The 8870-nt window shown below is 64.3% G+C and carries 11 protein-coding genes and 1 pseudogene; 11 read left to right on the top strand and 1 reads right to left on the bottom strand.

The window, feature by feature from the left end; translation table 11 throughout:
• From EN991_RS12765 to EN991_RS12750, 4 genes and pseudogenes are all read left to right on the top strand, one after another.
• A pseudogene (locus tag EN991_RS12765) lies at positions 1-141 on the top strand (ABC transporter substrate-binding protein); the annotation flags it as partial.
• A gap of 183 nt (positions 142-324) precedes the next feature.
• The gene (locus EN991_RS12760; RefSeq protein ID WP_064995547.1) at positions 325-1878 is read left to right on the top strand and encodes a sugar ABC transporter ATP-binding protein; all 1554 of its coding nucleotides are present in this window, start codon (positions 325-327) and stop codon (positions 1876-1878) included.
• Positions 1875-2840: an ABC transporter permease gene (locus tag EN991_RS12755; protein ID WP_013529527.1), complete on the top strand. Its 966-nt coding sequence runs from the start codon at positions 1875-1877 to the stop codon at positions 2838-2840. Before EN991_RS12760 ends, EN991_RS12755 begins: the two co-directional genes overlap by 4 nt.
• Before the next feature lie 66 nt (positions 2841-2906).
• Positions 2907-3926 carry a zinc-binding alcohol dehydrogenase family protein gene (locus tag EN991_RS12750; protein ID WP_127368882.1) on the top strand — a complete coding sequence of 340 codons (1020 nt, stop codon included), beginning with the start codon at positions 2907-2909 and terminating at the stop codon, positions 3924-3926.
• A 77-nt stretch (positions 3927-4003) separates the two neighbouring features.
• Here EN991_RS12750 and phnF read toward each other — a convergent pair whose 3' ends face one another.
• Entirely contained in the window at positions 4004-4753 is a 750-nt protein-coding gene (phnF, locus tag EN991_RS12745; RefSeq protein WP_164754006.1) for a phosphonate metabolism transcriptional regulator PhnF, read from the bottom strand.
• Positions 4754-4885: 132 nt separating this feature from the next.
• Between phnF and phnG the strand changes: the two genes are divergently transcribed.
• From phnG to EN991_RS12710, 7 genes are all read left to right on the top strand, one after another.
• On the top strand, positions 4886-5347 hold the full coding sequence (phnG, locus tag EN991_RS12740) for a phosphonate C-P lyase system protein PhnG (protein WP_063170338.1): 462 nt from the start codon (positions 4886-4888) through the stop codon (positions 5345-5347).
• Positions 5347-5958: a phosphonate C-P lyase system protein PhnH gene (gene phnH, locus EN991_RS12735; RefSeq protein WP_127368880.1), complete on the top strand. Its 612-nt coding sequence runs from the start codon at positions 5347-5349 to the stop codon at positions 5956-5958. Before phnG ends, phnH begins: the two co-directional genes overlap by 1 nt.
• Before the next feature lies 1 nt (position 5959).
• Entirely contained in the window at positions 5960-7072 is a 1113-nt protein-coding gene (locus tag EN991_RS12730) for a carbon-phosphorus lyase complex subunit PhnI (protein ID WP_127368879.1), read from the top strand.
• Positions 7069-7488 (top strand): FosX/FosE/FosI family fosfomycin resistance hydrolase, encoded by a 420-nt coding sequence (gene fosX / locus EN991_RS12725; protein WP_127368878.1) that lies wholly within the window; start codon positions 7069-7071, stop codon positions 7486-7488. The genes EN991_RS12730 and fosX overlap by 4 nt, the downstream gene beginning before the upstream one ends.
• Positions 7485-7760, top strand: coding sequence for a hypothetical protein (locus tag EN991_RS12720; RefSeq protein ID WP_127368877.1), 276 nt, complete (start codon positions 7485-7487; stop codon positions 7758-7760). Before fosX ends, EN991_RS12720 begins: the two co-directional genes overlap by 4 nt.
• 5 nt (positions 7761-7765) lie before the next feature.
• Complete coding sequence (locus EN991_RS12715; protein ID WP_063170339.1) at positions 7766-8665, top strand: alpha-D-ribose 1-methylphosphonate 5-phosphate C-P-lyase PhnJ; 900 nt, start codon at positions 7766-7768, stop codon at positions 8663-8665.
• The coding region (locus tag EN991_RS12710; RefSeq protein ID WP_127368876.1) for an ATP-binding cassette domain-containing protein at positions 8662-8870 on the top strand (209 nt) is incomplete at its 3' end. The genes EN991_RS12715 and EN991_RS12710, both read left to right, overlap by 4 nt.

Here is an 8870-nt window from a genome sequence, read left to right as displayed (position 1 = left end):
GGCTATGACGGCATCAAGACCGCGCTCGCCGCCTCCAAGGGCGAAAAGGTCGAAGCCAATGTCGACACCGGCGCCAATCTGGTGACCAAGGACAACATGAAAGACCCCAAGATCGACGCGCTGCTCAATCCGAAGCTCTGAGCCGTCGCATCCGCAATCGTCTCCGGGGCACCTCGCCCCGGAGACACAAACTGCCGCACGAACGGCTTGGCAATCCGCACGCCTGAGCCAGGCTGTTTTCGAGGCATATCCCTGCCTCGCCGCGTGCCAATCGTGAGGCCAGCCTGGGAAGCCAATCAGGGAGGCCAATCTGGGAGGATTGTCATGATTTCGACGGCGCAGGAACTGCATCCCGCACCCGTTCTGGAACAGGGGCGGACTATCCTCGAATTGCGTGGGCTGGAGAAGCGCTATCCCGGCACCCACGCGCTGAAACCGGTCGACCTCGCCTTCAAGTCCGGTGAGATCCACGCCATCGTCGGCGAAAACGGCGCCGGCAAATCCACGCTCATCAAGCTTCTGACCGGCGTCATGCCGCGCACCTCCGGAGAGATTGTCTGGGAGGGCCAGCCGGCCGCCCTGGCGACGCCGCACGAGGCGATGGCGCTCGGCATCAATGCCGTGCACCAGGAAGTCGTGCTGTGCCGTCACCTGACGGTCGCCGCCAACATGTTCCTCGGCGAGGAGAATTCGCGCTTCGGCATCCTGCAGCAGCGCGCCATGGTCAGGCAGGCGCAGACGATCATCGACGACCTCGGCTTCGACCTGCCGGCGCATGTCACGCTCGGCGACCTGACCATCGGCCAGCAGCAGCTGATAGCCGCCGCCCGCGCCACCGTGCGCGGCACCAAATTCCTGATCTTCGACGAGCCGACCGCCTACCTCACCCGCAAGGAGGCCGACCAGCTCTTCACGCTGATCCGCCGTCTGAAGGGCGAAGGCGTGACGATCATCTACATCAGCCACCGCATGGAGGAAGTGTTCGAACTCGCCGACCGGGTATCCGTGCTGCGCGACGGCACGCTGGTCGGCACCCGCAACATCGCAGAGACCAACGATGCCGAACTGGTCAAGATGATGATCAACCGCTCGATCGAGCAGGTCTATCACAAGGAGCATTTCACGCCGGGCGCCGCCATCATCGAGGCGAAAAACCTGTCCGGCAAGGGCTTCGAAAATGTCTCGATGACGGTCCGCGCCGGCGAGATCGTCGGACTCTATGGGCTGATCGGCGCCGGACGCAGCGAGTTCGTCACCACGCTCTACGGCCGCCACCGCAAATCCGCCGGCCAGATCCTCTGGGAAGGCAAGGAGGTACAGGTCAATTCCGAACATGACGCGATCAAGCTCGGCATGGCGCTGGCGCCGGAGAGCCGCCGCGACCAGGGCCTCTGCCTCAACCTGCCGGTCGGCTTCAACCTCAACCTGCCGATCTACAAGCGCATCTCGAACAATCTGCTGATTTCGAGCACGCAGGAGAAGACGCAGGCCGATCGCCAGATCGCCGATCTGCGCATCAAGACACCGACACGTGGCGCGCTGGCATCCAGCCTGTCGGGCGGCAACCAGCAGAAGATCGTCATCGGCAAATGGCTGGCGCACGGCGCCAAGCTGTTCATCTTCGACGAACCGACCGTCGGCGTCGATGTCGGCACCAAGGCCGAGATCTACCGCCTGTTCGGCGCGCTTTTGTCAAAGGGCGCCGGCATCATCCTGATCTCGTCCTATCTGCCGGAAGTCTATGAACTCGCCGATACGCTGCATGTGTTCCGGCGCGGCAAACTGGTGGCGACGCACGGTTTTCACGCCGCCAGCCACGAGGATATTCTCACTCAGGCGCTCGCCGAGAAACAAGAAAAGCTGGGAGGACAGATATGAGCACCGAGGCGATCGCCGTCGAAAAACCGAAGCGCAACTATAATGTCCTGTTCGGGCTGACGCTATTGGCGCTGCTGGTTCTGCTCTGGATCCTCCTCTCCGTGACGACGACAAGCTTTGCCTCGGCCAACAACATAGCCAATCTCCTGCGCCAGGGCTCGATGATCGCCATCATGGCGGTCGGCCAGACCTTCGTCATCATCACCGGCGGCATCGATCTGTCGGTCGGCGCCGTGGTCGGCTTCGCCACCGTGGTCGTGGCCATGATGATCAATGCCGGCTTCCCCATCTGGCTCGCCATTCTGGTGACGCTGCTGGTCGGTGTCGCCATCGGCATGTTCCACGGCTTCGGTATCGTCAAGATGGGCCTGCCGCCCTTCATCATCACGCTGGCGACGTTGACCTCGCTGCGCGGCATCGGCCTTTTGATGACCAACGGCAATTCGATCAACATCAACAGCGACACCTTCACCGCCTTCTCGCGCAATTCCTTCATCGGCATCCCCAACCTGTTCTGGATGGTGATCCTGGTCGGCATTCCGGCCTATATCTTCCTGCACCACAGCCGCTGGGGCAGATACCTGTTTTCGGTCGGCTCCAACGCCGAGGCCTCGCGCCTGTCCGGCGTCAATGTCCAGCGCACCATCTACATGGCCTACACGCTGTCGGGCCTGTGCGCCGCCTTCGTCGGCGTGCTGCTGGCCGCCCGCATCGGCATCGGCAACCCGACGCAGGCCGAGGGCTGGGAACTGCAGGCGATCGCGTCGTCGGTCATCGGCGGCACCTCGCTGTTCGGCGCTGTCGGCTCGGTGCATGGGCCGCTGCTCGGCGCCTTCATCCTGGCCACCATCAACAACGGCGCCAACCTGCTCAACGTCAATTCGTTCTGGCAGCGCATCATCACCGGCGCGCTGATCATCATCATCGTCTACTTCGACGGCCTGCGCCGCCGCGGCAAGTAGCGACCCCGCAATCAACCGCCGGTCCGCCACACCAACGGGCCGGCGATTTCATGACTGGATTAGCGCATGAAAGCCGTCCTCTGCCGTTCGCCCGGCGATCTTGTCCTTGAAGACCGGCCCGCACCCGAGACACCGCCTCCCGGCTGGGCGCTGGTGGCGGTCAGCCATGTCGGCATCTGCGGCACCGACTACCACATTTTCGAGGGCAAGCACCCGTTCCTCGCCTATCCCCGCATCATGGGTCATGAGGTCTCGGGTACCGTGATGGAGACCGGCGAAGGCGTCGAACTGGCCATTGGTGAGCCCGTCGTCGTCAACCCCTATCTTTCCTGCGGCAAGTGCATCGCCTGCCGGCACGGCAAGCCCAATTGCTGTGTCAGGATCGAGGTGCTTGGCGTGCATCGCGACGGCGCCATGTGCGAACGCATCCTGGTGCCGGCGCAAAATCTCTATCCGGCCAACGGCCTTTCGCTGGCCGACGCCGCTGCCGTCGAGTTCCTGGCCATCGGCGCGCATGCCGTGCGGCGCGCCCGCGCCGACCCCGGCGCCCACACGCTGGTCATCGGCGCCGGCCCGATCGGGCTCGGCACCGCCATCTTCGCCCGCATCGCCGGGCTCGACGTGACGCTGCTCGACATGAGCAGTGAAAGGCTCGCCTTCGCTGGAAACGAGCTTGGTTTCCAGACCCTAGACGGCTCGCGCGGCGCGGTGCCCGATCTGATCAGGGAAGCGACATCAGGCGAAGGCTTCGATGTGGTCTTCGACGCCACCGGCAACACCCAGTCGGTGCAGTCGGCCTTCGCCCATGTCGCGCATGGCGGAACGCTGGTGCTGGTCTCCGTCGTCAAGGACGACATCAGCTTTTCCGATCCGGAATTCCACAAGCGCGAGATGACGCTGATCGGCAGCCGCAACGCGCTGCGCGCCGACTTCGACCATGTCGCCGCCTCGATCCGCAACGGGGCCGTACCACTGGCCAAGCTCGTCACACACCGCACCACACTCGCCGCCACGCCGCGCGATCTGGCTCGTTGGGCGCATGAGAAATCCGGCCTGATCAAGGCTGTGATCGAGGTGGGGTTATAACATGGCAGGCGGCGAAGCCGGTCCTCAAATGCGCCGCCGCTGGCAAGTGAATGCGGCCGAGCTGGGCCGGGCACTCCCTACAGCGCCGACAGCTTCAGCTCCACCCGTTCGGCCGGAAAGCGCGACTCGGAAAACTGGATCGGCTGGCCGTCCGGCGTGACGTTGACGGCAACCGTGACCAGCACGATGGCGCCCGGCTGCAGGTCGAGGTCGGCAAGGTCCGCCGCATCGGCATGGCGCGCCGACAGCACGGTCGATTGCCTGAGATAGTCGTCTATGCCGAACCGCGCCAGCGATGCGGTGATCGAGCCTGTTTCCGCCATCGCGGCATCGATGCCGGCAAAGCGCCGGGCCTCGAACCAGCCGGCAGCGCGCGACACCGGCCGTCCGTCGGCTTCGCCGCGCGTTTCCAACCGGATCACATCGGCTCCCTTGGGAAGACCCAGTCCCTCGCCGACGCGCTGGCTGGCCGGCTCGACCGACGAGGCGAGCAGGACGATGTGCCGTTCCGTCGTTTGCCCTTGCAGCCCTGTCGAAAAACGTGTGCGCGCCCCGATCGGATAGGACAGCCGCTTGCGCGACAGTACGAAGGTGCCGCGCCCCTGCTCGGCCCGCAGCACGCCTTCCCTTACAAGGGCTGATATGGCGTTGCGCACCGTGTGACGGTTGACGCCATAGCGTTCTGCCAGCGCCACCTCCGGCGGCAGCGCTGCATTCTCCGTGAAATCGCCGATGGCGATCGCATGCAGGATCTTGTCGGCGATCTGCCGCCACAGCGAAACGCCACTGCGCCGCTCGATGCTGTCCGCTAACAGCCGCCCGACCATCATTGCCCCAACCTTCCAGCGCCCAGTCTTCTATCGCTGTCATCCACCCGTCATGGACACGCGTTAGATAATAGATATAATTTGTATAGTTGTCTACATCAATAGACAAATTAACAAAGAGGAATGCTGCTGATGCGAGGACAGGAAGCCCGCGACCAGGCCGAGCGCAAAGCCGCCATGGCAACCCTTACGCAATCCAGCGGCGATGACATCGTACGGCTCTGGAATGAGGCCGGACTGCCTTCGGACGCCGAGCTGTTGCGCGGCCCCGAAACCGGCCTTGTCACCCTGCGCGGCCGCATCGGCGGCGGCGGCGCCCCTTTCAATGTCGGCGAGGCGACCGTCACCCGCGCCACGGTCAGGCTACCCACCGGACAGGTCGGCCATTGCTATGCGCTTGGCCGCGACAAGCAGAAGGCGAAGCTGGCGGCTATCGCCGACGCCCTATGGCAGGACCCTGCCCGCCGCAATGAGGTCGAGACCGGACTGATAGCGCCTCTGCGGTCGGCTCTGACCTTGGCGCACGAAAAACGCCGCGCCGAGACGGCGGCAACGAAGGTCGATTTCTTCACCATGGTTCGCGGAGAAGACTGATGGACATTGCAGCGCAATCGATCGAGGGCGGGTTCGCCGATCCGGTCTTCAACGCCCAGACCGTGTTCCGCGCCGTGATGGACGCAATGGCTCGGCCGGGCAGCGTGCAACCGCTGCCGGCCTTCGCCCGCCCGCCGGTGCCGCTCTCGGCTACCGCCGGCGCCATCGCACTGGCGCTGTGCGACAATGACACGCCGCTCTGGCTCGACCCGGCTTTGCAGGCCTCCACCGCGATCAGATCGTGGCTTGGGTTCCATACCGGCGCGCCATTGGCCAACACACCGGCCGATGCGCATTTCGCCTTGATCGCAGCACCTGCCGAGATGATGGCGCTCGATGGCTTTTCGCAGGGCACGCAGGATTATCCCGACCGCTCGACCACGCTGATCCTGCAGGTCAGCGATCTGGTCTCCGGCACGCCGCTATTGCTCGAAGGTCCCGGCATCGAAACCAGCGCCACGATCGCGCCGGCGCAGATGCCACGCCATTTCGTCGAGCAGTGGAAGCAGAATATCAAGCGCTTTCCGCGCGGCGTCGACATCATCCTCGCCACATCAGGCGGCATCGCCTGCCTACCGCGCACGACGCGCATCAAGACGATGGAGGCGTAAGATGTATGTCGCGGTAAAAGGTGGCGAAGCGGCAATCGCCAACGCCCACAGCCTGCTGGCCGACCGCCGGCGTGGCGACCGTTCGGTGCCCGCCCTTCGTCTCGACCAGATCGTCGAGCAGCTGGCGCTCGGCGTCGACCGGGTGATGAGCGAAGGCTCGCTCTATGATCGTGAACTGGCCGCGCTCGCCATCGTCCAGGCGCGCGGCGACATGATCGAGGCGATCTTCCTGGTGCGCGCCTACCGCACCACGCTGCCGCGCTTCGGCTACTCCAGGCCCATCGACACCGCCAACATGCTGGTCGAGCGGCGCGTCTCGGCGACCTACAAGGACCTGCCCGGCGGCCAGTTGCTCGGACCGACCTTCGACTACACCCACCGGCTGCTCGATCCCGAGCTTGCCGCCGGCGCCGATGTCGCCGAGCCCTTGCTGCGCGACACGGAAGCGCAAGCCATGCCGCGCGTCTCGGCGATCCTCGCCCGCGAAGGCTTGATCGAACCGGATGGCGACATGCCGCAGGACCATGTCCCCGGCGACATCACCCGCGAGCCGCTCGAATTCCCGATGGCGCGCGACATCCGCCTGCAGGCGCTGTCACGCGGCGATGAAGGGTTCCTGCTGGCGCTCGGCTATTCCACCCAGCGCGGCTATGCCCGCAACCACCCCTTCGTCGGCGAGATCCGCATCGGCGAAGTCGAGTTGGAGCTCGACGTGCCCGAACTGCCCTTCGCGGTGCCGCTCGGCACTGTCCGCGTCACCGAATGCCAGATGGTCAACCAGTTCAAAGGCTCGGCCAAGGCGCCGCCGCAATTCACCCGCGGCTACGGCCTGGTCTTCGGCCAGAGCGAACGCAAGGCGATGGCCGTGGCACTCTGCGACCGGGCGCTGCGCGCGAAAGAGCTCGGCGAGGATGTCGTCGCCGCGGCCCAGGACGAGGAGTTCGTCATCTCGCACTCCGACAATGTCCAGGCGACCGGCTTCGTCGAGCATCTGAAGCTGCCGCACTATGTCGACTTCCAGGCAGAACTCGATCTCGTACGCCGCATGCGCACCGAATATGACGCGCGCGAAAACCCCGTGAAGGTCGAAGAGAAGCGGGAGGCCGCGGAATGATCGAGGGCCTTTCCCACATGACCTTCATCGTCCGCGATCTCGAGCGGATGACCGAAATCCTCGAGGGCGTATTCGACGCGCGCGAAGTCTATGCCAGCGACGCCAGGCAGTTCTCGCTGTCGCGCGAAAAATTCTTCCTGATCGGTGACATCTGGGTCGCCATCATGGAGGGCGAACCCTTGCCGGAGCGCAGCTACAACCACATCGCCTTCAAGATCGATGACGCCGATTTCGACCGCTATGCCGAGCGCATCGGCAGGCTCGGCCTCGACATGCGCCCGCCGCGCCCGCGCGTCGAGGGTGAAGGCCGCTCGATCTATTTCTACGACGAAGACAACCACATGTTCGAACTGCACACCGGCACGCTCAATGAGCGGCTGGCGCGCTATGCCAGGGGATTGGAGGCTGCGGAATGAATTTAGTGCCCGACGCCACCATGGCCGCCACCATCGTGGGAATGACCGCCATAGCCGTCATACCCGGAGTAATCACCATTCCCGACGCCCACGGACTCACCTTGAGAGCCTTCTTTGGGGCCGGGCAAAATCATGCGCCGAAGGAAGAAGAGAACGACGCCGGCGAACACCACCAACAGAATTCCGAGATGCATCCATCCGGTCGAGTTTATCTGAATTCGCCCCTGTATCCGCGTCCTGGACGCCAATTCGATAGCACAATGTGGATGTGATCGCCATGACCGACATCGCCACCTACAACTTCGCCTATCTCGACGAGCAGACCAAAAGGATGATCCGCCGGGCGATCCTCAAGGGCATCGCCATTCCCGGCTACCAGGTGCCGTTCGCTTCGCGCGAAATGCCGATGCCCTACGGCTGGGGCACCGGCGGTGTCCAGGTCACCGCTTCGATCATCGGCCCGGACGATGTGCTGAAGGTCATCGACCAGGGCGCCGACGACACCACCAATGCGGTGTCGATCCGCGCCTTCTTCAAGAAAGTCGCCAATGTCGCGGTGACGACCGACACTGCCAGCGCCACCATCATCCAGACCCGTCACCGCATTCCCGAGCATCCGCTGACGGCGGCCCAGGTGCTGGTCTACCAGGTGCCGATCCCCGAACCCCTGCGCTTCCTCGAGCCGCGCGAGACCGAAACGCGCAAAATGCACGCGCTGGAGGAATATGGCCTCATGCACGTCAAGCTCTACGAGGACATCGCCAAGCACGGCCGCATCGCCACCACCTATGCCTATCCGGTCAAGGTCGAGGGCCGCTATGTGATGGACCCCTCGCCGACGCCGAAATTCGACAATCCCAAGATGCACCGCTCGCCGGCCCTGCAGCTGTTTGGCGCCGGCCGCGAAAAGCGCATCTACGCGGTGCCGCCTTTCACCGAAGTGGTCAGCCTCGACTTCGAGGATCATCCGTTCGAGGTCCAGACCTTCGACCAGCCCTGCGCGCTGTGCGCGGCCGAGAACGTCTATCTCGACGAAGTCATCCTCGACGACCATGGCGGCCACATGTTCGTCTGCTCCGACACGGACCATTGCGAGAAGCGGCGAGCGGACGGCTATCGCGGCCATCTTGCCCCGGAAAACCATCTTGCCTCGGGAACAAGGGAGCCGGCGCAATGACCGACGAACCGCTGCTGCGTGTCGCAGCACTTTCTAAATTCTACGGTTCGCGCGTCGGCTGCGACAACGTCTCCTTCGACCTGTGGCCGGGCGAAGTCCTGGCTGTCGTCGGCGAATCCGGCTCCGGCAAGACGACGCTGCTCAACTGCCTGTCAACGCGGCTGCTGCCGAGCTCCGGCTCCGCCAGCTACCGCATGCGCGACGG

Origin of the sequence: Mesorhizobium sp. M7A.F.Ca.US.005.03.2.1, assembly GCF_003997795.1 — a bacterium.
GTDB lineage: Bacteria > Pseudomonadota > Alphaproteobacteria > Rhizobiales > Rhizobiaceae > Mesorhizobium > Mesorhizobium ciceri.
This window is presented reverse-complemented; position numbering and strand designations above follow the sequence as displayed.

What these genes read in the sequence shown, in the direction of transcription:
- EN991_RS12715 (WP_063170339.1), top strand. Translation starts at nt 7,766, where the DNA reads ATGACCGACATCGCCACCTACAACTTCGCCTATCTCGACGAGCAGACC.
- phnG (WP_063170338.1), top strand. Translation starts at nt 4,886, where the DNA reads ATGCGAGGACAGGAAGCCCGCGACCAGGCCGAGCGCAAAGCCGCCATG.
- fosX (WP_127368878.1), top strand. Translation starts at nt 7,069, where the DNA reads ATGATCGAGGGCCTTTCCCACATGACCTTCATCGTCCGCGATCTCGAG.
- EN991_RS12760 (WP_064995547.1), top strand. Translation starts at nt 325, where the DNA reads ATGATTTCGACGGCGCAGGAACTGCATCCCGCACCCGTTCTGGAACAG.
- EN991_RS12730 (WP_127368879.1), top strand. Translation starts at nt 5,960, where the DNA reads ATGTATGTCGCGGTAAAAGGTGGCGAAGCGGCAATCGCCAACGCCCAC.
- EN991_RS12720 (WP_127368877.1), top strand. Translation starts at nt 7,485, where the DNA reads ATGAATTTAGTGCCCGACGCCACCATGGCCGCCACCATCGTGGGAATG.
- EN991_RS12755 (WP_013529527.1), top strand. Translation starts at nt 1,875, where the DNA reads ATGAGCACCGAGGCGATCGCCGTCGAAAAACCGAAGCGCAACTATAAT.
- EN991_RS12750 (WP_127368882.1), top strand. Translation starts at nt 2,907, where the DNA reads ATGAAAGCCGTCCTCTGCCGTTCGCCCGGCGATCTTGTCCTTGAAGAC.
- phnH (WP_127368880.1), top strand. Translation starts at nt 5,347, where the DNA reads ATGGACATTGCAGCGCAATCGATCGAGGGCGGGTTCGCCGATCCGGTC.
- phnF (WP_164754006.1), bottom strand. Translation starts at nt 4,753, where the DNA reads ATGGTCGGGCGGCTGTTAGCGGACAGCATCGAGCGGCGCAGTGGCGTT.